14 protein-coding genes are annotated in these 21,042 nt (G+C 71.3%); 5 read left to right on the forward strand and 9 right to left on the reverse strand.

Going from position 1 to position 21,042, the window contains the following annotated elements:
* Positions 1-4: 4 nt before the first annotated feature.
* From ACIHAD_RS19695 to ACIHAD_RS19705, 3 genes are read right to left on the reverse strand one after another with little or no spacing between them, the layout of a single operon-like run.
* The gene (locus ACIHAD_RS19695) at positions 5-1,774 is read right to left on the reverse strand and encodes an FAD-dependent oxidoreductase (RefSeq protein WP_397355923.1); all 1,770 of its coding nucleotides are present in this window, start codon (positions 1,772-1,774) and stop codon (positions 5-7) included.
* A gap of 25 nt (positions 1,775-1,799) precedes the next feature.
* Positions 1,800-2,660 carry a VOC family protein gene (locus ACIHAD_RS19700; protein ID WP_397355924.1) on the reverse strand — a complete coding sequence of 287 codons (861 nt, stop codon included), beginning with the start codon at positions 2,658-2,660 and terminating at the stop codon, positions 1,800-1,802.
* Between the two features lie 26 nt (positions 2,661-2,686).
* The gene (locus ACIHAD_RS19705; RefSeq protein WP_397355925.1) at positions 2,687-3,520 is read right to left on the reverse strand and encodes an alpha/beta fold hydrolase; all 834 of its coding nucleotides are present in this window, start codon (positions 3,518-3,520) and stop codon (positions 2,687-2,689) included.
* A 237-nt stretch (positions 3,521-3,757) separates the two neighbouring features.
* Here ACIHAD_RS19705 and ACIHAD_RS19710 point away from each other — a divergent pair, with 237 nt between their 5' ends.
* The 3 genes from ACIHAD_RS19710 (at position 3,758) to ACIHAD_RS19720 (ending at position 7,397) form a co-directional block, all read left to right on the forward strand.
* Positions 3,758-4,918: a PucR family transcriptional regulator gene (locus ACIHAD_RS19710; protein WP_397355927.1), complete on the forward strand. Its 1,161-nt coding sequence runs from the start codon at positions 3,758-3,760 to the stop codon at positions 4,916-4,918.
* A 32-nt stretch (positions 4,919-4,950) separates the two neighbouring features.
* Positions 4,951-5,124, forward strand: a complete 174-nt coding sequence (locus tag ACIHAD_RS19715) for a hypothetical protein (RefSeq protein ID WP_397355928.1) — start codon at positions 4,951-4,953, stop codon at positions 5,122-5,124.
* 155 nt (positions 5,125-5,279) lie between these two features.
* The gene (locus ACIHAD_RS19720) at positions 5,280-7,397 is read left to right on the forward strand and encodes a hypothetical protein (protein WP_397355929.1); all 2,118 of its coding nucleotides are present in this window, start codon (positions 5,280-5,282) and stop codon (positions 7,395-7,397) included.
* Between the two features lie 136 nt (positions 7,398-7,533).
* Here the strand turns inward: ACIHAD_RS19720 and ACIHAD_RS19725 are convergent, their stop codons facing one another.
* The 6 genes from ACIHAD_RS19725 to ACIHAD_RS19750 all read right to left on the reverse strand — a co-directional run bounded on the left by ACIHAD_RS19725 (position 7,534) and on the right by ACIHAD_RS19750 (position 17,986).
* Positions 7,534-11,376 (reverse strand): S8 family peptidase, encoded by a 3,843-nt coding sequence (locus ACIHAD_RS19725; protein ID WP_397355930.1) that lies wholly within the window; start codon positions 11,374-11,376, stop codon positions 7,534-7,536.
* 20 nt (positions 11,377-11,396) lie between these two features.
* The gene (locus tag ACIHAD_RS19730) at positions 11,397-11,528 is read right to left on the reverse strand and encodes a hypothetical protein (RefSeq protein ID WP_397355931.1); all 132 of its coding nucleotides are present in this window, start codon (positions 11,526-11,528) and stop codon (positions 11,397-11,399) included.
* A 56-nt stretch (positions 11,529-11,584) separates the two neighbouring features.
* Complete coding sequence (locus ACIHAD_RS19735) at positions 11,585-14,437, reverse strand: AAA family ATPase (protein ID WP_397355932.1); 2,853 nt, start codon at positions 14,435-14,437, stop codon at positions 11,585-11,587.
* Positions 14,438-14,615: 178 nt separating this feature from the next.
* Positions 14,616-15,758 carry a galactonate dehydratase gene (dgoD, locus tag ACIHAD_RS19740; protein ID WP_397355933.1) on the reverse strand — a complete coding sequence of 381 codons (1,143 nt, stop codon included), beginning with the start codon at positions 15,756-15,758 and terminating at the stop codon, positions 14,616-14,618.
* Positions 15,755-16,834: a Gfo/Idh/MocA family protein gene (locus ACIHAD_RS19745; RefSeq protein ID WP_397355935.1), complete on the reverse strand. Its 1,080-nt coding sequence runs from the start codon at positions 16,832-16,834 to the stop codon at positions 15,755-15,757. The genes dgoD and ACIHAD_RS19745 overlap by 4 nt, the downstream gene beginning before the upstream one ends.
* 18 nt (positions 16,835-16,852) lie before the next feature.
* Positions 16,853-17,986 (reverse strand): LacI family DNA-binding transcriptional regulator, encoded by a 1,134-nt coding sequence (locus ACIHAD_RS19750; RefSeq protein ID WP_397355936.1) that lies wholly within the window; start codon positions 17,984-17,986, stop codon positions 16,853-16,855.
* A gap of 89 nt (positions 17,987-18,075) precedes the next feature.
* Between ACIHAD_RS19750 and ACIHAD_RS19755 the strand changes: the two genes are divergently transcribed.
* A complete protein-coding gene (locus ACIHAD_RS19755; protein WP_397355937.1) occupies positions 18,076-19,680 on the forward strand; it encodes a hypothetical protein in 1,605 nt (534 codons plus the stop codon).
* Between the two features lie 15 nt (positions 19,681-19,695).
* The gene (locus ACIHAD_RS19760) at positions 19,696-20,946 is read left to right on the forward strand and encodes an enolase C-terminal domain-like protein (protein WP_397355938.1); all 1,251 of its coding nucleotides are present in this window, start codon (positions 19,696-19,698) and stop codon (positions 20,944-20,946) included.
* Positions 20,947-21,042 lie beyond the last annotated feature (96 nt).

Raw genomic sequence — 21,042 nt, forward strand, 5'->3', positions numbered from 1 at the left:
CCCCCTACTCCTTGGTCGTCAGGCCGAGGATCCGGCCGAGCGCGGCGCTCAGCGCCGCCTCCGGATCATCCGGCGCGGTGGCGGACCGCCAGGCGACCATGTGGTCGGGACGGACCAGGAGAACCCCGTCCTCCGCGACCTCGGACAGGGCGTGGTAGTCGCCGTAGCTGTCCTCGAAGTCGCAGCCGCGGCCGATCGACCGGACGCGGACGGGCACGCCGAGGCGCTTGGCGACGCGTTCGGCCGCCTCCCGCCAGGCCGCGCCGTCGACGCCGGTGAGCAGGGTGAACCGGCCCCGGCCGCACAGGTCGAAGGTGGAGACGCGCTGCTGGTCCTTGGTCAGCCACACGTGCGGCAGGTGGCGTCCAGGACGGGTGGAGGCGAAGTGGTAGATCTCCTCGTCACGCGGCGCGGGCTGCTCGGGCGTGCCGTCGGGGACGATCGCGCCGGACGTGTAGTGCTGGTTGGTCTCGACGCCGTGCGTGTTGAAGCACATGATCGTGGCCCGCAGCGCGGCGTCGAACTCCTGCCGCCGCCGAGCGCCCTCGGCCGTCGGCCGCAGCAGGGCGTCCAGGGCGTCCCGCAGTTCCCGCGCGCCCGAGGCGGGCGGCAGGCGCAGCGCCATGAAGATCTGCGGCATCAGCCCGTCGCTGCGCTTGGCGCGCTGGACGATCTGCTTGGCGACCGGCAGCCGCTCGTCCCGGTAACTGTCCAGCAGTGCCGGCGCGGCTTCGCCGCGCAACACCATCGCGAGCTTCCAGCACAGGTTGTAGCTGTCCTGGATGGAGGTGTTCGACCCGAGGCCGTTCATGGGAGAGTGCCGGTGCACGGCGTCGCCGACGCAGATGACCCGGCCCGCCATGTTGTCGGTGGCGTAGACGTCGTTGACCGCCCAGGTGGAGATCGACTCGACCTTCACCGGCACCTGGTCGTCCCCGATCAGCTGGTGCGCGATGCGGACGCCGTCTTCCTCGGTGAGCGAGGGACGCCCGGCGTCGACGTCGTACCCCCACACGCCGACCCACTTGGTCCACGGGCGCACCATGCGCAGCACGCCGATGCCGTTGCCGTCGTGACCGACGCCCGGCTGAACGAACCAGTACATGTCGCCCGGGCGGTGTTCGACGAAGCGGGTGAGGTCCGCCTCGAACACCACGTTGATCGAGCCGCCCAGCCCCATCTTGCCGACCAGCGGCAGGCCCGCCTGCGCGGCGACGGTCGAGTTGCCGCCGTCCGCGCCGATCAGGTACTTGCTGCGGATGCCGTACTCCTGGCCGGTCAGCCTGTCCTTGACCAGGGCGGTCACGCCGTCGTCGTCCTGCGTGAACGTCAGCAGCTCGGTGTTGAAGCGGACGGACGACCCGCGCGAGGCGGCGGCGTTGACCAGGATGGGCTCCAGGACGTGCTGCGGCAGGTCGCACACGGAGGCCGGGCTGGCGAGGTCGTGCTCGGCCTTGAAGTGCGGGTGGGTGTACCAGGTGCGCAGGCGGCCGAGCTCCTGCCCGGCGAGGCTGGTGGCGTACACGTGCTCGCCCATCAGGTGCTGCGGGGTCGCGTTCTTGGTCACCTCGCCTTCCAGCCCGAGGTCGCGCAGCACCTCGACGCCGCGCTGGTTGGTGATGTGCGCGCGAGGCGTGTTCGAGACCCCGGCGTACTTGTTGAGCACCACGTTGGCGATGCCGTACGTCGACAGCAGCGCCGCGGCGGTCGCGCCCGCCGGGCCGGCCCCGACGATCAGCACGTCCGTCTCCACGACGGGGGTGAGGGTTTCCATGTCAATGGCTCCTAGAAGGGTGACGTCAGTGCCGGTGGCCCCAGAGGTCGGGGCCGGGGATCTCGGTGACCTGCCAGGTCGCGTCGTCGATGAGGACGCCGCCGCTGCCGAACTCGGTGTGCACCCCGACGGGGGACTGCGCGTAGAAGGAGAACATCTGGTCGTTGCTGTGCCGGCCGAGCGTCATGGTGACCGGTACCTCGCGGTCGAGCACGAGGTCGTAGGTCCGGCCGACCTGGTCCATGTCGGGGACCTCCAGCATGAAGTGGTGCAGGAACGGCTGGTGGATGCCGAAGAACGGGCCGTCCACGAAGGCGATGCTGTGGTGGCGCGGGTTCGTGTGCAGGAACGTGGCCTGGAACGGCACGCGCATCGTGTCGCTGATCTTGAAGCCGAGGACGTCGGTGTAGAAACGCTGCTGGGCCGCCACGTCCGGGCTGGCGAGCACGACATGGCCGAGGCCGAGGTCACCCGTGACGAACCGCTCGATGTCCCGCGCCGAGGTGAACTGCCCCTCGCCCGGCGAGGCCCCGTGGAACAGCTCGACCCGGTTGCCCGCGGGGTCGAGGAAGTGCGCCATGCCGGCCACGCGGCGGATCTCCAGCTCGCGCTGCGTCGCCTGGTGGGCAACGACGCCGTGGTCGCTCAGCTCGTCGAGCGCGGCGCTCAGCGAGTCGGCGTCGGCGATCTCCCAGCCGTAGTACGCGCCGCCGTCCTGCTCTCCCGCCTCGACGGTGACGCGGTGGTGCACGTCGTCGATGCGGAAGTGGGTGGCGCCGTCCTCTCCCGCGACTCGCTGCATGCCGAGGATGTCCGTGGCGTACGTGGTGAAGGCGTCCGGCTCGCGCGCGGACAGGCCGAGGTAGCCGAGCTGCTTGATGTCCATGCCTGTTGTCTCCTGGTCCTACGAGGTCAGAACGCGTCGGTGAGGAAGCCGCGCAGCAGCGCCGCGTACTGGGCGGCGCGCTCGATCTGCACCCAGTGGCCGCAGTGCGGGAAGATGTGCAGTTGCGCGTTGGGCAGGTGCTGCTGCAGGAAGACGCTGGAGTCGGGGGTGACGAAACGGTCCTCACGGCCGTGCACGATGAGGAACGGGTGGGGCATCCGGCGCAGCGCCGACGGCGGTACGGCCATCTCGGCGGGCGAGGAGGAGAAGAAGCGCTCGAAGGAACGCCGCACCTCGGGCCGCATGACCTCCTTGTAGCGCGTCTCGGTGATCTCCGAGATCGACGTGCCCAGCGCGTCCTCGTCGTGGACGAACCACTTGGTGAGGTTCTCCAGCGCGCTGATCGTCGGGTCCTTGTAGAAGGACACCATCCGCATGACCTCGGGCGTCGGCTGCGAGTGCCCGCCCGCGCTGCCCATCAGCGAGACCCGGGCGAAGCGCTCCGGCGCCGTCATCACCAGGTGCATGGCGAGCGCGCCGCCCATCGAGTTGCCGACCAGGTGGGCCCGCTCGATGCCGCGGACGTCCATCAGGGCGAGCACCTGCTCGACCCGCATGCGCATCCATCCGGTCAGGCTGCCCGGCATGTCCTCGGGATGGTCGGTGCGGCCGTAGCCGACGAGGTCGGGAGCCAGCACGTGATAGTCGTCGCTCAGGGCGGGAATGAAACCGCTCCAGTTCGACACCGCGTTGGCGCCGGGGCCGCCGCCGTGCAGCAGAATTACGGTTTCATGGGCCTCGTCGCCGCTTTCCAGGAAGAAAGTGGAATAGCCATGGGTTTCGACGGTGCGCTCGGTCACTAGAATGGGCTCCTTCCCGTCAGGTACGGGCATTGCTCAGGATGTGCAGTGATCGGGTGAACGGCCGGGATCGGGCCCGCCGGGCGACGGCGGGACTTGGCCCTTTCACCCCTCGCATTGCTAACTTGTGCGCTGTCGCACCACCGTAGACAGACACCCTGTTGAAGCGCTTCGTACGATCTGTCGCTATTTGTTGGTGCCGATCCGACGTTGTGTCGCAGGAGAGGAGCAACCCCGGTGAGCCTTGATGACGCCGTCCAAGATCTGGCTGATCGCCTCGGCGTGGCGCTGGTGGTGCTCGATCACGACCTGAAGATCGCGGCGTTCAGCGTCCACGACACCGACGCCCGGCTCGCCCGGCTCGCGCGGCTGCTCGCGGGCTCGACGGCGCCGGTGACGAAGGCACTGGTCAAGGAGCATCGGCTGCACCACGCGAAGCATGGCGTGCGGGTGTCCCAGGACGACGGAGAGCTGGTCGTCCTGCCGTTGCGTCACGAGCAGCAACTGCTCGGCTACGTCTACTACGTCGAGGATCGGGAAACGCCGTGTGTGGACGACCTCGAAGTCCTGGAATCCGCCGCGCCGGAAATGGGTGCGCTGCTCTCGCTGCGGATCTCTGAGCGCAGGCACGGCAAGGAGAATTCGAAGCACCTGCTTGCCGCATTGCTCGCAGGATCGCCGGCGGCCCGCTCGAAGGCAGCCGAAACCCTCGTGCGGGACGACCTCATCGATGATGTCGAGAATTACTCGGTTCTCGTTCTCCAGGCCCCGGAATCGTCCTCGAAGTCGGTGACGCGACTTGCCGTCGAGGCAACCCTCGAATTCACCACGAGATCGACGACCGTGAAGATCGTCGGTGCCGTTCTCGGGGCCGAGGGAATTGTCCTCTTTCCGCGCCCGGTCAACCACGACAGGCTTGAACGCGCACTCGCCGGCCCCGATCTGGAAGAGGTCGTGGCGGGCGTGGGCAGCGTGAAACCGTCGTTGACGGAGGCGGTGGACTCCTACCGTGAGGCCCAGCTCGCCTCCCGCGCCTCCCGGCTGGATCGGCACCGTTACGGCAAGCGGGTCTTCTGGGAGGACCTCGGCATCGACCGTCTGTTCCTGCAACTGCCGCTCGACCGGCTGACGCCGAGCCAGCTCCCCGCCGGCGTACGACGCCTGCTGAACGCCCCCCACGGCGTCGAACTCGCGACGACCCTGGAGGGCTACCTCGACAGCGGCGGCGAGATCCAGGGCACGGCACGACGTCTGCGCATCCACCGCAGCACGCTCTACTACCGGCTTGACCGCATCCGCGAGGTCATCGACTGCGACATCACGGACGGGGCGGTCCGCCTGGAACTGCACGCCGGTCTTCGCATCGCCCGCCTCGCCGGTCTATGGCCACACAAGTGAGTTCCCGGCGCCCGCGTCCGGATGAGCGGGTGTTGATCGTCACCGCAGGCCTGCCCGTCATCGGAAACGGGCTCGGCATCGCCGAGGCCGACCTGGACCGGGTCCTCACCGCCTGCGCCCTGGCCTTCGGCGGCCTGCCGCTGGTCGGCGGCCACGCCGGCGGACTGCCGGCGCCGCCATGCCCACGTTCCTTCGTCAAGTGTTGACTTTTTACGGTCTGGACCGTTATCTCGTAACGAGACGATCGTTGGCTCCGAGAAGCAGTTCCGCTCATGACCGTAATCTCCCGGGAGTGCAACCCATGCGTGTCCTCTCCGTCCTGCTGTCCACTCTCTTAGCCGCCTCCCCAGCCCAAGGAACCGTGACCGACTTCGGCGTCCAGTCGACCGCGCTCACCGTCTTCGAGGGGCACTTCGGCACCGGCCAGGACGGGCGGCCGGCCGTTTTCAGCGTTCAGATGGGCACGCCGGGGGTCGTCGCCGAGGTCGATCCGGTGACCCGCGAACTGAGGGACACCGTGGAGTTGCCCGGCTCGTCCGGCGGGTGGGGCATCACCCAGGCCGCCGACGGTACGGTCTATGCCGGGACCTACCCCAACGGCCACCTGTACTCCTTCAAACCGGGCCAGGAGCAGGCCACCGACCTGGGGCAGGTCGTGCCGGGAGAGCTGTACGCCTACGGGCTGCAGGCCGGCAAGGACGGCAAGGTCTACGGGGGGACGTATCCAGGGGCCAAGGCGTTCTCGTACACCCCGGGTGAGGGGTTCCGTGACCTCGGAGCGATGGTCGAGGGCCAGCAGTACACGTCGGACGTCGCGGTCGACACCGACCGGCGACTGCTGTGGGCGGCGGTCGGCTCGGCGGGGCATCTGATCCGGCTGGACCTGGCCACCGGGGAGAAGCGGGACATCTGGCCCGAGGCGCTGCGCGGCGATCCGAGCTATCCGTACGACCTGAACCTGGTGGCGGGCAAGCTGTTCGTCAAGCGCAGCAAGGGGCAGGCGCTCGTGCTCGATCCCGACTCGGGGGCGGTGCTGGCCGACGGGTTCGCGATGAACTCGCGCGGCACGACCAAGGTCGCCGAGGGCGGCTACGTCTACTTCACCTCGGGCGCCGAGCTGTGGCGCTACGACCTGGCCGCCGACCGGCCGGAAGCGGTCCCGGGGGTGGCCTCGGGCGGTGCCGGGGTGGGCTGGGGCTTCGTCGACGGCACGCTCTATGCGGCGATCGGCAACTACAACGGTGACGCGTTCTCCTACGACCCGCGCACCGGCGCCTCCCAGCGCTTCAAGCTGCCGTTCCCGTACCAGCCCATCGACATCAACAACGTCACCGCCGGGCCGGACGGCCGCATCTACACGAACCTCTACATCAACGGCAACGTCGCGGTCCTCGACCCGGCCACCGGCAAGGTGACCCAGCTTGGCCGGGCCGCGCAGACCGACGGGTGGTTCTGGAAGGACGGAAATCTCTACCTGGGCACCTATCCCAACGGCGCGATCATGCATTACGACCCGGCCCGGCCGTTCGTTACCGGCACGAACCCTCGTGAGCTGTTCCGCCTGATCGGCGACGGCCAGAACCGGCCCGTGGCGTTCGCCGCCGCCGGGAGCAAGGTCTACATCGGCAGCACCCCCGACTACGGCCTGTGGGGCGGCGCGCTCACCGTCTACGACGAGGCCTCAGACGATCACACGGTACTGCGCGCACCCGTCGCCGACCAGGGCGTCACCTCGCTGGCCGTACTCGGGAACACCCTGTGGGGCGGCACGTCGATCCATGGCGGCGGCGGCACCACGCCCAAGGCGACGGACGCCAAGGTGTTCACCTACGACCTGGCCTCGGGCGAGAAACGATCGGAGCACACACCGGTGCCCGGCGCGAAGTCGATCACCGCGCTGGTCAAGGGCCCCGACGGGCTGCTCTGGGGCCTCGCCGACGGCACGGTGTTCATCATGGACCCGGCCACGGCCCGCGTGGTCAAGCAGGTCAAGCTCCCCGCCGAATACACCGGCGTCTCCGACGAGCTGCACGTCAACCCCGACGAGCACGTCTACGCCTCCCTCGACGGCAAGGTGTTCCGCATCGACCCGCTGTCGAAGACGTTCACGACCGCCGTCGAGTCCGGCCTCTACCGGGGCGCGCAGGACGGCTCGGGCAACATCTGGTTCCGCAGCGGCACCGAGGACGCCCTCGGCTCCGTTCAGGGCGGCGCCCGCCTGCTCCGCTACACCCCTCCGCCGGACGCCTGCAAGGGCTCCGACCTGACGCCGATGGTCACCATCAAGGCCCGCGACACCGGGGTGGCCAACCGCTACCGCCCCGACGGCTGCACGATCGAGGACCTCATCGAGGACGAGAAGCACACCGGGCCCCAGCTCATCGCCCACGTCGCGAAGAAGTCCGCCGAACTGGTGGCCGCCCGCCTCATCACCAAGGAGGAAGCCGGCCGCATCGTCAGCGCCGCGGCCAAGCCCTGACCAGGTGAGGTCCTCCGGGAGCTCCGCCACCCGGAGGACCGAACGCCCGTCCTCGCCTGCCCGGCGTGTACACCCGGAGCCCGCCGCCCTTGGCGGGCGGCGGGCTCGGGTCAGCTGCGAGGGTCACCTGCGAGGGTCAGCGCAGGGGGAAGGCGCGGGTGGTGGTCTGTTCGACCTTGTTGCCTGCGGCGTCCCAGGCCTCGGCCTTGAGGGTGACGGCGCCCTTGGTCGCGGCGAGGGCGGGGTAGACGAGCGTGGTGGTGTAGACGCCGGTACGTACCCGGCGGACCTTGGCGTCCTTCCAGGTCTGGCCGTCGTCGGTGCTGTAGGCCAGCTTCAGCCCCGCGACGGCCGGCATCCGCTCGGCCGACGGGGAGTGGGTCACGTCGATCTGGAACGTGTGCCGGCCACCGGCCCGTACGGAGGTGTCCAGGGCCTGGGTGTCACGCAGGTCGTAGCCGACGAACACCAGCGGCTGCGGGTTGCACGAACCGGACGAGCCCATGGTCGGGTGGCAGTCGGTCGTGGGCGGGACGGTGTCCTCGTCGCGGGCCCTGGAGTGGAAGGTCCAGGCGTTGACGGAGCCCGAGCCGCTCTGTTCGAGCCGGTAGACGCCCTCCTCCTTGGTCAGCGTGAACATCGGGAACGCGGCGCCGGCGACGCGCGGGATCTCCTTGCCGTCCCTGAACAGCTTCGCGTTGGTGTTGACGCTGCCGCCGGTCATGGCCAGCCGCCCGTCGCCGGTCACGAAGGTGTAGGCGGGCAGGAACGTGTCGCCGCGCCGGCACATCGCGCACAACACCTTCTGCTCGACGCCGGGGACCTCCGGGATCACCATGCCGCCCGGGGTGGCCGGGCCGGTGCCCCAGCGCCTGGTCTCCCTGCCGGGCTTCTCGATGGTCGTCTCCAGTCCCCAGGTCTTCGTGTCGGTGCCGCTGACGGTCCCCTCGCGCAGCGTGTCCGCGCCGGACAGGCTGAAGTACTCGATCCGCCTGGAGGGGGCGGCGAAGTGGAAGGCCGTCGAGAACGTGACCCGCTCCAGCGGCTTGCGGCTGTGCCAGATCTCCATCTGGTTGTCGAGGCTCATCGGCGTGTGGTATGCCGTGTCCACGGCCTGCAGGCTGCTGTCGGTGAAGCGGTAGACGGGGTCGGGGACCCTGCCGTCCTCGTACTTCAGGAGCTGGTAGGTGTAGTCGATGATCGGGTGGCTGGTGATCTCCAGCGTGACCGGGCCGTTCGCGAGCTGGGCGCGAAGCTGGTCGCCGACGGCCTTGAAGATCTGAACCACCGGCAGTTCCGGCTTTTCGTCCCCGCCGGGCCAGGCGGGGATCGAGCAGCCGGGGTACACGCGGTTGGCGAAGAGCACGACCCCGGCGGCGCCCGCGGCCTTCAGCGCCTGGAGGCGCTTGAGGTCGATGACGCAGGTGTCATCGGGGTCGATCGTCATCAGCGCGAGCTTGCCGCGCAGGCCGCCCTGCGGGTTCGCGCCGCCGCCGACGTACGCGAGGTCGTAGCGGCGGGTGCCGGCCGGGAACGGGATGTCCCAGCCGAGGTCGAAGCTCAGCCCACGGTCGAAGTACTCATAGGTTCTGGCGTCGATCGCGTACTTCCGCGGGGACACGGCGCGCACGTCCAGTTGCGGGTTGGCGGCCGTGGCCTGCACCGAGAACAGCAGCTTCCCCTTGGTGACCTTCTTGGTGGGGCTGATGTACCAGTCGTTCATGCCGAGGGCGCCCATGTTCCCGGACGACAGCGAGGTGCCGTCCCAGGCCGTGCGCACGAAGGAGAGGGTGCCTCTGGCGTGCCGCCAGTCGATCGGCTTGGGCGTCGTCATGCGCAGCAGCACGGCCTTGCGAGCGTCGAGGGTGATCTCGGCTCCGCCCTCCGGCACGACCACCTCGGGGTCGTACAGCTGGGCGACCGGGCCAGGCCCGCTGTCGGTCGTGTTGTGCTGGACGCCGGCCTGGACGCTGTAGGTGCCCGGCTCGACCATGTAGCGGTAGACGCCGTCGCTGACGAACTCGCCCGAGCTGACGCCGTAGGTGTCGGGGACGTCGACCGCGCTCGCGGCCACCCAGGTCACCATCGGCGAGGGCGGGTTGCCGTACCTGTCGATGAGGTGCACGGTCAGCGGCACCTTCTTGGGCCCTCGGCGCAGCCCCACCGGGGTCGTGACGTGCGTACCGGACGGGCCTGTGGCGACCACGGCGCCGGTGTAGCCGCCCTTGGGCAGGCCGTCCGGGCGCAGGGTGACGGTGACGGACGCGGTGCCGCCGGCCGGGACGGTCACCGACGGGGCGCTGAACGTCAGCGCGTCCTTGGCCTCGCCCAGGGTGGCGGCGAGGGTCAGCGTCACCTCGGCGGCGCCGTCGTTGGCGTAGGTGACGGTCTTGTCCACGGTGTCGTTCACGTCTACCGGGATGACGCCGTAGTCCAGGTTCGGCGTGGTGGAGACGACGGCCTGGGAGACGGCCCTGGCCGCGTCGACGCGGCCGGCACCCTGCTCGTAGGCGGAGTATCCGGCGTCCTTGGCGGTCGACATCAGCGCCGCCTTGAGCCGCTGGCCGTCCCAGGACGGATGTTCCTGGGCCAGCAGCGCGGCCGCGCCCGCGACGTGCGGGGTCGCCATCGAGGTGCCGTTCAGGCTGGTGTAGAGGGCGTCGACCGGGCCGCCCAGCGAGGTTCCGGCGGCGCGGGCGGCGACGATGCCCACGCCCGGGGCGGCGATGTCCGGCTTGAGCGCGCCGTCCACGACCCTCGGCCCGCGGCTGGAGAAGCTCGCGAGCTGGTCGGACTTGTCGGTGGCGGCGACCGTCAGCGCGGACGCGGCGGCGCCGGGCGCGCCGATCGTCTCCTTGCCGGGGCCGGCGTTGCCCGCGGCGACCACGAACAGCGCGCCCGTCGAGGCGCTCAGGTCGTCGACGGCCTGGGACAGCGGGTCGGTGCCGTCGGTGGGGTTGCCGCCGAGGCTCATCGAGACGATCTTCGCCTTCTCCTCGATGGCGGCCCACTCCATGCCGGCGATGATGTCGGAGGTGTCACCCGAGCCCGAGTCGCCCAGCACCTTGCCGATGACGAGCCTGGCGCCGGGGGCGACGCCCTTGCGCGTGCCGTCCGAGCCCGCGCCCGAGCCCCCCACGGTCGCGGCGACGTGGGTGCCGTGGCCGTGGTGGTCGGTCACCTCCTGGCCCTCGACGAAGCTGCGGCTGTCGGCGATCCGGCCGGCCAGGTCGGGGTGGGTGGCGTCGACGCCGGTGTCCAGCACGGCGACCGTCGTGCCCGAGCCGTCGAAGCCGGCCTTCCACGCCTCGGGGGCGCCGATCAGCGGCACGCTCTCGGCCAGGTCCGCCTTGACCTTGGCGTCCAGCCAGACCTTGCCGACGCCGCCGGCCAGCCTCGTCCTGCCGGTGGACGCTTCGCGCAGGGTGGCCCAGAACTCGTCCGCCTTCGCCTTGTCGACCGTGAGCGCGGCGCCGTGGATGCTCGGCAGCGACCGGGTGGCGGTGCTGTCGGGCAGGGCGCGGGCGGTGCTCTTCTGGGTGCCCTGGTACTGGACGATCAGCGGCAGGCGGTCGGCCGTGCCGTCGGCGTAGCCGTTCTCGGCCAGGTAGCGGACGTCGAACAGCTTGAGGTCCAGGACGCCCGCGTCGAGGGCGGGCTGGGCGTCGTCCGGGATCACGAAGATCCCCTCCGGGCCGGCCTCGCTGCGGAACAACGGGGTGTGTCCGTCGGGGCGGCGGACGGCCTCGGGGGTCGCGGTGTAGCGTCCGTCGCCGTCCCTGGCGAGGCGGACGGTGTCGCCGGTGATCAGGGTGAGGTTCCATTCGCCGCCGGCGGCGCCGGGGAGCGTGACGACGCCGGTGTCGCCCTCGTCGGGCGCGGCGAGGGCCGTCGCCGGGGTGAGCAGGCCCGCGGCCAGTGCCGCTACGGCCGCGCCCGCTAACACGCGCGGCCACGGCCGCCTTCTGGTGGTTGGCATCGGGGGTTCTGCCTCTCTCCTCATGCGTCGACCCAGCCCTCTTCGAGTTCGGCCTCGGGTTCGGCCTCGGGTTCGGCCTCGGGTTCGGCCTCGGGTTCGGCCTCGGGCTCGGGTGTGTCCTGCTCGTCCTTCGGATCGGGCTCTTCGGGCATGCGCCTAGCGTCACAGGAGCGACAGATGGCTACCTATGGGGCAAACGCCCCAATAGTCAGGCGTCGAGGCGGTGCGCCAGCCCCGCGCGGGAGCGCAGGCCCAGCTTGCGCATGGCCGACCCCAGGTGCTTGTCCACGGTCTTGGCCGACAGGAACAGCTCCTTGGCGATCTCCTTGTTGGTCAGGCCAGTGGCGGCCAGCCTGGCCACCACGTCCTCCCTGGGGGAGAGCGCGGACCCGTAACCGCGCGGGCCGCCGCGATGCCGGGCCGGTACGGGCAGGCCCCAGCGCCTGCTCAGCCGACCGGCCCGGTCGAGGTCCCAGGCGGCGCCGAGCCCGCCGTACGCGTGCAGGGCGGCTTCCAGCATCGACGCCCCCCGCTCGTCACCGGCGGTGAGCAGCAGCCCGGCCGCGTGCTCGCGCGCCTGCGCCGCCTCGTACGGCGCCCCCAGCCGGTCGTACGACGCCGCCGCGTCCATGAAGCGCACGGCGTCGGCGGACAGGAAGCCCCACGCATGGCCGAGCGCCGCCCGCGCGAGCGGCGCGTCCAGCGCGGCGAGCTCGCCTTCGAGACGTGACACCAGCTCCCCGGCCTCCTCGACCCTGCCCAGCCCCACCAGGGCTTCCACCAGTGCGGGAACCGCCCGAACACCCACCGGCCACAACCCCTTGGCCGCCCACAACGAGAACGCCTCGCCGGTACGCGCCACGGCCTCCCCGGCCCGGTCCTGTGCGACGGCCAGCCGCAGCAGCGCGCTCACCGGCAGCGCGAGCACGTCGGCCGCGCCCGTCTCCAGGTTCGCGCGCACCAGGTCGTCGAGACGAGCGGCGTCGGCCCGCCCGCGCGCGAGGGCCAGGCAGCCGGACACGGTGTCCGCGGTGAGGCGGAAACTGGGCAGGTCGGCGAAACGCACCCGCAACGCTTCGAGCTCGTCCGCCACGCCGTCCCAGGAACCCCGGCAGTAGGCCAGCGTCGCCAGGTTCAACCGGCACCTGGACTCGATCAGGCCGGTGACGTCGTGCTCGGCCGCCTGGGCCAGCGCGGCGTCCAGCAGGCGGTGCGCGGTGTCGTGATGCCCGGCCAGGCAGGCGACCTCCCCGATCGAGTCGTAGGCCACCACCTCCCACCGGTCGCCCGGACGGCCGCCGGTCTGCTCCACGACCTGCCCGGTCAGGCTCGCCCCACGCGGGTCACCGACGAGGGTCAGCACCATGGCGACCTTGCCGAGCACGGAGATGCGCCGCTCAGGCTCCGAGATCTCGGTGAGCCGTTCGAGGGCCCGGTCGAGCCAGCGCAGGTGCTCGGCAAGAGGGACACCGGGGGTTCTGGGCATGCCCAGGCCCACCATCGCGTAGGCGGCCAGCACGGGCCGGTCCGCGAGATCGCCGATGGCCTCGGTCATGGCTCGGCGGGCGAGCTCCGGCGAGGCGCCCCCGGCCTCCAGCTTCAGCCCGATGAGGTAGTTCAGCTCGCCGCGCACCGGTCCGGGCGGCTGGCGATCAGCAGCGCCGCGCAGCAGGCCGATGAGCTCGTCGGCGGCCAGCGCGTAGCCACCCGCCCACCCCAGCTTCGCCGCGAGCCTGCCCTCTCGCGCCGGGTCGAGGGGCGCGTGCCGCAGCACCGCCTCCAGCAGGCGCTCGGCCTCCGCGTCGTTGGCCAGCGCCACAGCCTGGTCCGCCGCCTTCTCCGCGGCGTCCACCCAGGCGTCGTGATGACCGGCATGGCGATGGTGATGCGCGATCTGGCCCAGCGGCGTGGGATTCTGCCCCGCCACCGCCTTGGCCGCCCGGACGTGCAGATCCTGCCGTCTGGACAGCGGGATGCTCCCGTACACCGCCTGGACGGCCAACGCGTGCCTGAACCCCGCCGTGCCGCCCCGTTCGACGAACAAGCCGCGGTCGAGCAACTCGTCCAGGCCCTCGTGGGCGTCCTGCTCCGGCACGCGGCAGGTGGCCACGAGCTCCGGCACCGGCACGGCCACCCGCAGCACCGCCGCGGCCTCCGCCACCGCCTGCGCGTTCGCGCTCAGGCCGCGCACCCGTTCCAGCACCGAGTCACGCACCCCGGCCGGGACGCCGAGCTCGTCGAGCGTCTTGCGCGCCCACCTGGTGCCCCGCTGGACCAGGACGCCGCGGGCGCGCAGCAGCGCGACCAGCTCCTGGATGGCGTACGGCAGGCCGGACGTCCGCTCGCACAGATAGGCGGCGAACTCGTCCGACACCTGGGCGGTTCCCAGGATCGAGGCCGTCAGCTCGTTCGTCCGTGCGGCGTCCAGCGGGGCCAGGACGAGGTGGGCGTGGGCAAGCTCCGGCCGTAACCGTGCGGTGAGCGCCCGCAGGCCGGGACCGGCCTCCTCGCCACGGAAGGTGAGCACGAGGCCGAGTCCGGGCGGCGGGTCGGTGAGCAGGTAGCCGAGGAACTCGATCGTCTGCTCGTCGGCCCAGTGCAGATCTTCCAGCACCAGCACGACCTGGCCGAGCGCGGCGAGCAGCTCGGCGAGCCCGCGGAACACGCGGTGCCGCAGTCCGGCGGGGTCGTCCAGCGAGCCGGGTACGGCCGGCAGGACGGCGGCGAGTTCGGGCAACAGCGGGTGCAGAGCACCGGTCACCGGCGACAGGCTCCCCACGGGAAACCTTCCGGCGGCGCCGCGCAGTGCCTCGATGACGGGGCCGAGCGGGAACGGCTCGCGGATCTGCGCGCATCCGCCGACGAGCGGTGGCCGGGCACGCAGCTCGTCGGCGGCGATCAGCTCGCCGACCAGTCGGGTCTTTCCGATGCCCGCCTCGCCCTCGATCATGACGACCGCCGGGGGACGCGTCACCGCCGCCAGTAACCGGCGCAGCTCCTTGTCCCGGCCGACGAGGACAGGCGAGATCACCCGCTCGGCAGCCACATCGGCATCGTCCATAATCGAGCCATTGAAGCGCTGACTGCGTGAAATGTCACGTCTTGTCGCGCCTCGCGCCTGAACCCTCCGAGTGTCTGAGCCCCCTGCACACTCGCACACACGCCCAAGAGCGCGGCCGTCCTCAGCGCGGGACGTCCGGCGATCGTCCGCCGGCGACGGCTGTCGCTTTCGGGGACGACTACCACTCGGCGAACGAGCCGTCCCGGTGGCGCCAGATCGGGTTGCGCCAAGCGTGCGACGACGCCTCGCGCACCGCCTTCTCGTCGACCTCGATGCCCAGGCCGGAGGCCGCCGGGCGATCGAGGTAGCCGTCGGTGAAGGTGAAGACCGACCGGTCCACCAGGTAGTCCAGGAGTTCTGGGCCGTCGTGGTAGCCGATGCCCAGCGACTGCTCCTGGATGAGGAAGTTCGGCGTCGCGAAGTCGATCTGCAGGCAGGCGGCCAGAGCGATCGGGCCCAGGGGGCAGTGCGGGGCGAGGGTGACGTCCCAGGGCTCGGCCATCGCGGCGATCCTGCGGACCTCGGAGATGCCGCCGGCGTGCGACAGGTCCGGCTGGATCACCGCCACGCCCGTCGGGAGCACGTCGCGGAAGTCCCAGCGGGAGAACAGGCGCTCGCCGGTGGCGATGGGAATCGTCGTCGCCTCCACCACCCGTCGCAGGTCGCGGGAGAACTCGGGAAGCACCGGTTCTTCGGCGAACAAGGGGGACAGCGGCTCCAGGAGGGGGAGCACCTTGCGGGAGGCCGCCGACGTGAAGCGGCCATGCAGGTCGACGGCCAGGTCGACGCCGTCGCCCACCGCGTCCCGCACCGCCGCGAAGCGGGCCACGATCCGGCTGGTGAGGGCGGCCGACGGGATCGGCGGCATCGTGCCCTCCCACGCGGCGAACTTCAGCGTGTCGAAGCCCGCCTCCACCCTGGCCACGGCGTTCTCGGCCAGTTCGGCGTCCGTGTCGCCGTGCGCCCACGTGTAGACCTTGGCCTGATCGCGCACCGGCCCGCCGAGCAGGTCGTAGACCGGCACGCCGAGAGCCTTGCCCTTGATGTCCCACAACGCCTGGTCGATCCCGGCCACCGCACTGGACAGCACCGGGCCGCCCCGGTAGAAGCCGCCCTTCGACATCACCTGCCAGTGGTCCTCGATGCGGCCGGGGTCGGCGCCGGCCAGCGCTTCCATCAGCGTGTTCACGCAGGCGGCGACCGTCTCGGCACGGCCCTCGACGATGGGCTCGCCCCAGCCGCTGACGCCCTCGTCGGTGTCGACGCGCAGGAACATCCAGCGCGGGGTGACGACGAACAGCTCGAAGCCGATGATCTTCACTGGAACACCCCAGGGTTGTCGCCGTGCAGATTCCGGTGGAACGGGTCGCCGGGAGCGATCTCGCCTGAACGCACCGGCTTCCCGGTGAGCGCGGACTTGTACATCGCCGTGATCAGCTCCAGCGACCTGCGGCCGTCCTGGCCGCTGCCGCGTGGCCGCCGTCCGGCCCGCAGGTCGGTGACCAGGCCCCGGAGCTGGGCCAGGTGGGAGCTGGGCACGTCGTCGGGCGGGGGCCAGTCGAGACCGGTCACGCCGGGGGCGGGGGTGACCGTCCAGTTCTCGTTGGCGTAGCCGTACAGGTGGGTGAGTTCCAGGGTCGCGGCGGCGAGGTCGACGCGCAGGTGGCTGACCTGGCGCGGCGCGAGCGACGTGCTGACGACGGTGGCCAGCGCGCCCGAGTCGAAGCGGACCAGCGCGGTCGTCACGTCGTCGGTCTGCACGTCGCGGGCGAGCCGGGCGGCCATGCCGCGCACCTCGCTCCAGTCGCCGAGCAGTTCGAGCAGGAGGTCGATCTGGTGGATGCCGAGGCCCATGGCGGGGCCGCCGCCCTCGGTGTCCCACCGGCCGCGCCACGGGACCGCGTAGTAGGCGGGGTCGCGGAACCAGGTGGTCTGGCAGTGCGCGACGTACGGCCGGCCGAGTGCGCCGCCGGAGATCAGCGCGCGGGCGTGCTGGGCGGCCGAGCCGAAGCGCTGCTGGTAGATGATCGCGGCGTACGGGCCGCCGTCCCGCTCGGCCGCGGTGATCTCGTCGTACTCCGCCAGCGACAGGCACGGCGGCTTCTCGCACCACACCCACGCGCCCGCCCGCAGCGACGCGATCACCTGGTCGCGGTGGAGCGCGGGCGGGCTGGCGATGTCGACGAGGTCGGGGCGCACGTCCCGCAGCGTCGCGGCGAGGTCGTCCGAGGCGTACGGCACGGACCATCGATCGGCGAACGACCGGGCCGCCTCGACGGTGGCGTCGACGACCGCCACAACCTCGATATCCGCCGACATTTCGCGAAAAGTCGGCATGTGGGTGGAGTTGGCGATCTGACCGCCGCCCACCAGGGCGACGCGAAGAGGGGATGGCATGGGGGGTACCTCAGGGGTTCAGGCGGTTTGGGCGGTCTGGGCGGAGACCACGCGCAGATAGGCACGAGCCGACTCGCGGGTGCGGATCTCGATCGGCAGCACCACGTGCTCGACCTCCGAGGCCGTCTCCAGGTGGTCGATGCGCTCGGCCAGCAGCCGCATCGCCCGCTCGCCCATCTCCCGCGACGGCAGGCGGGCGGCGGCGACGGTCAACGGCAGCAGGTCGAACGGCCCCGCGTCGTCCATGCCGGCCAGCTCGACCTGTCCGGGCACCTCGACGCCCATCGCGGTGAGGTCGGAGGCCGCGTGCGCCAGCACGAACCCGTTGGCGCACAGCAGCACCGTCGGCGGCTCGCGCCGGTCGAGCAGCCCGGCCAGCATCTCCCGCCGCCGGTCCTCCGGCAGCCGCAGGTAGGTCTTGAGCGCGGTCAGCTCCGGCGAGACCGGCAGCCCGTGCTCGCGCAGCGACTGCACGTGCCCGGTGAGGCGCTCCTGCACGGAGGTGCACTCGGTGGCGTCCCACAGCGCGGTGATGCGCCGGTGTCCCTGCCCGATGAGGTATTCGGTCAGCCGGTAGCCGATGGCGAAGTTGTCGAAGAGCACCGCGTCGGTGGGGGACTCGGGGTGGTAGCGGTCGACCATGACCAGCGGGACGCGCCGCCGCCGCAGCTCGGCCAGGGCGGGGGAGTCGTGGTGGGCGTCGACCGAGTACAGCGCGACGCCGCTGGCCTGGGTGTCGAGCGCCTGACGCAGCGCCTTCTCCTGGGCGGCCGGTGAGCCCTTGGTGTTCGACAGGAACATCCGGTAGCCCAGTTCGGCGCAGACCGACTCGATGCCGTCGATCACGTCGGAGTTGTGTGGCCCGTGCCCGTGCATGATGTAGGCGATGGAGCGCTCCCGCGACGACTCGGCCGGGACGGGCCGATCGGCCACGAACGTGCCGCGTCCGCGCCGCCGTACCAGGTAGCCCTCGGTGACCAGTTCGTTGAGCGCGCGCACCGCGGTGGTGGTGCTCACTCCGAACCGCTCGCAGACCTCGCGCTGGCTGATGAACGGCTCGTCCTGCACGTACTCACCGCGCGAGATCGCCGCGACCAGATCCCGCTTGACCTGCTGGTAGAGCGGCTCCTGGCTGTCGGACGATTCGTTCATCCTGCCCCCATCCGTCCCATTCGTGATCGTTGACACGTTAACACGCTAAGACTAACGTCGGGCCGCATTCGGCGAAAGGACACCCAGCGGTGACACCCGAGGAGTTCCTGAAGGTTCAGGACGAGCGCTACGACCCCGAACACCGGCTGCCGTGGCTGCTGTCACGCAGCAACGGATACCACACGACGATCCCGGCCGGCAGCCGTGTGCACGAGACCCGCACCTCCACCGACTACGCGATCGCGCTGCTGCAGGCAGGCCGCCTCGACCGGGCCAAGGACGTGCTCGGCGCGATCGTCGACCTGCAGGAGCGCGACCCGCTCGACGACCACTACGGCATCTGGGGCTACTTCATGGAGGAGCCGCCCCAGGCCATGGCGCCCGCCGACTGGAACTGGGCCGACTTCATCGGCGTCCGGCTGGCCCAGGTGCTGGCCGTGCACGGGGACGTCCTCGACGGCCGGATCGCCGAGGCGCTGCGCCACGCGGCCCTGTCCATCTTCCGGCGCAACGTCGGCCCGCGCTACACGAACATCGCCCTGCTCGGCTCCGTCACCTGCGCGAGCGCCGGCGAGCTGCTCGACGCCCCCGAATTCCTCGCCTACGGCAGGCGCAAGCTCGCCGCGATGCTGGAACGCGACGCCTTCGCCGAGTACAACTCGCCCGCCTACAGCCCGTTCCTGCTGGAGATCTGCGAACGCGCCCATGTGCTGGTCCGCGACCGGGAGTTCCTGGAGCAGATCGAGGTCATGCGCGAGCGCGTGTGGGCGGCGCTCGCCGAGCGCTTCCACCCGGGCACCGGGCAACTCGCCGGACCACACGCCCGCGCGTACACCGACTGGCTCAGCGAGGAGTTGACGCGTTATCTGGCCGCCCAGACCGGCGCGCCGATCGAGGCGCGCCCCGGCGTCGGGACCCGCGACGACACCCCGCGCATGGTGCCCACGCTGCCCTGCCCGTCGCACCTGGCCGGGCGCTTCGCCCGGCTGCCCGAGCCCGAGGTGCGGGTCAGGACCGTCTTCGACGGCGAGACCACCGGCACCACCTGGCTCAGCGAGGACGCCACACTGGGCACGGTCAACGAGGAGTTCGCCTGGGTGCAGCGCAGGCCGCTGCTCGGCTACTGGCGCACGCCCGAGGACCCGGCCGTGGTGCTGCGCGCCCGGATCATGCACAACGGCCACGACCTGACCGCCGCGTGGTGCCGCCAGGCGCAGGACGGGCCCAGGGCGCTGGCCGGATGGTGGCTCACCTACGACTCCGGCGACTTCCACCCGAACCTCGACAAGCCGGAAGGCAGCGTCTTCGACGTGGGCGACCTGCGGCTGCGCGTCACGCTGCGCGGCCGGGGCGTGCGGGGCCGCGAGCTGGGCGACGGCGTCTTCGAGCTGGCCGCCGGAGCGCGCCGGGCGGTCGTGCACACGGGCGAGGCCGGCTTCCTCGGCCAGCGCGCCACCTGGGCCCTGGCCGCCGGTGAGGACGAGGTCGCCGTCGAGGCGGTGCTGTACAACGGGCCGCGCGAACCGGTCGACTTCCACCACGCGGTCCTGCGTGCCGGGTTCGCCGTGGAACTGCTCGGGGAAGGCGAGGAACCCACCGCGCAAGCGGTGCTCAGCGCCGTGGGGGAGGAGGAGGTCCGCTGGTCGTGGGGCGGCCTGGAGGTCGCCGTGCCCGCCCGTCCCACCCGCTTCTGAAAGGCGCGTCCCCGCATGCAGGAAACCCAGGCCCCCTGGCCGTCCAGGGACGGGCTGACGATCACGCGCGTGCGCGCCGTCGTCACGGCGCCCGAGGGCATCCCGCTGGTCGTGGTCAGGATCGACACCTCCGACGACGGCCTGTACGGCCTCGGCTGCGCCACCTTCACCCAGCGCTTCCACGCCGTCGCCGCGGCCGTGGACGAGCACGTGGGCCCGATGCTGATCGGCCGCCATCCGGCCGACATCGAGGACATCACCCGCATGATCCACCTGTCGTCCTACTGGCGTGGCGGGCCGGTGCTCAACAACGCGCTGTCCGGCGTCGACATGGCGCTGTGGGACATCGCGGGCAAGCGCGCCGGCATGCCCGTGTACGAGCTGCTCGGCGGCCGGGTGCGCGCGGCGGCGCCCGTCTACCTGCACGCCGAGGGCGCCACCGTCGAGGGCACGCTGGAGCACGCCCAGCGGCTCATGGCCGCCGGATATCACCACGTCAGGCTGCAGACCGGGCAACCGGGGCTGGGCGGCTACGGCGCGCCCGGCAGGGCGAACGCCTACCCGGACTCGCCGCACCCCGACGGCTGGGACGTCAGGCACTACCTGCGCACCACCCCCGCCCTGTTCGAACGGGCCCGCGAGGTGCTGGGCGAGGACGTCGAGCTGCTGCACGACGTGCACAGCCGGCTCACGCCCAAGGAGGCGATCCTGCTGGCCAGGTCGCTGGAGCCGTACCGGCTGTTCTTCCTGGAGGACGTGGTCGCGCCCGAGCACTACGACCGGCTGCCCGAGGTGCGGGCGGCCTCGCCCGCGCCGATCGCGGTCGGCGAGCTGCTCGTCTCGGTGCCCGACGCGGCCAGGCTGGTCCTGGGCGGCGGCGTCGACCTGCTGCGCTGCCACATCTCGGCCATCGGCGGGCTGACCCCGGCACGCAAGCTGGCCGCGCTCTGCGAGCTGACCGGGGTGCGCACGGCCTGGCACTCCCCGGGCGACGTCTCGCCCATCGGCGTGGCGGCGAACCTGGCGCTGGACGTCACCACGCCCGCGTTCGGCATCCAGGAGGGCCATGTCTACCCCGACAGCGTGTGCGAGGTGTTCCCCGGCACGCTCAATCCCGTTCGTGGTCACCTCCGTCCCGCCGACCTGCCCGGCTGGGGAATCGAGCTGGACGAGCGGCTGGCCGCCGCGTACCCGCCGGTCACCCACCTGCACGAGCGGTGGGCCGCTCGGGTCCGCCGCCCCGACGGCGGCATAGAGGCACCCTAGTTGACGCGTTAACCTGTTGCATTTCACCCGCGTTACCATCCCGTGCTTTACACGTTAACGCGTCATATATAACGTTCGACTCGACTCGCCCCCCGG

The organism is Nonomuraea sp. NPDC052265 (genome assembly GCF_044547985.1).
GTDB lineage: Bacteria > Actinomycetota > Actinomycetes > Streptosporangiales > Streptosporangiaceae > Nonomuraea.

What these genes read in the sequence shown, in the direction of transcription:
- ACIHAD_RS19695 (WP_397355923.1), bottom strand. Translation starts at nt 1,774, where the DNA reads ATGGAAACCCTCACCCCCGTCGTGGAGACGGACGTGCTGATCGTCGGG.
- ACIHAD_RS19700 (WP_397355924.1), bottom strand. Translation starts at nt 2,660, where the DNA reads ATGGACATCAAGCAGCTCGGCTACCTCGGCCTGTCCGCGCGCGAGCCG.
- ACIHAD_RS19725 (WP_397355930.1), bottom strand. Translation starts at nt 11,376, where the DNA reads ATGCCAACCACCAGAAGGCGGCCGTGGCCGCGCGTGTTAGCGGGCGCG.
- ACIHAD_RS19730 (WP_397355931.1), bottom strand. Translation starts at nt 11,528, where the DNA reads ATGCCCGAAGAGCCCGATCCGAAGGACGAGCAGGACACACCCGAGCCC.
- ACIHAD_RS19735 (WP_397355932.1), bottom strand. Translation starts at nt 14,437, where the DNA reads ATGGACGATGCCGATGTGGCTGCCGAGCGGGTGATCTCGCCTGTCCTC.
- ACIHAD_RS19745 (WP_397355935.1), bottom strand. Translation starts at nt 16,834, where the DNA reads ATGCCATCCCCTCTTCGCGTCGCCCTGGTGGGCGGCGGTCAGATCGCC.
- ACIHAD_RS19750 (WP_397355936.1), bottom strand. Translation starts at nt 17,986, where the DNA reads ATGAACGAATCGTCCGACAGCCAGGAGCCGCTCTACCAGCAGGTCAAG.
- ACIHAD_RS19760 (WP_397355938.1), top strand. Translation starts at nt 19,696, where the DNA reads ATGCAGGAAACCCAGGCCCCCTGGCCGTCCAGGGACGGGCTGACGATC.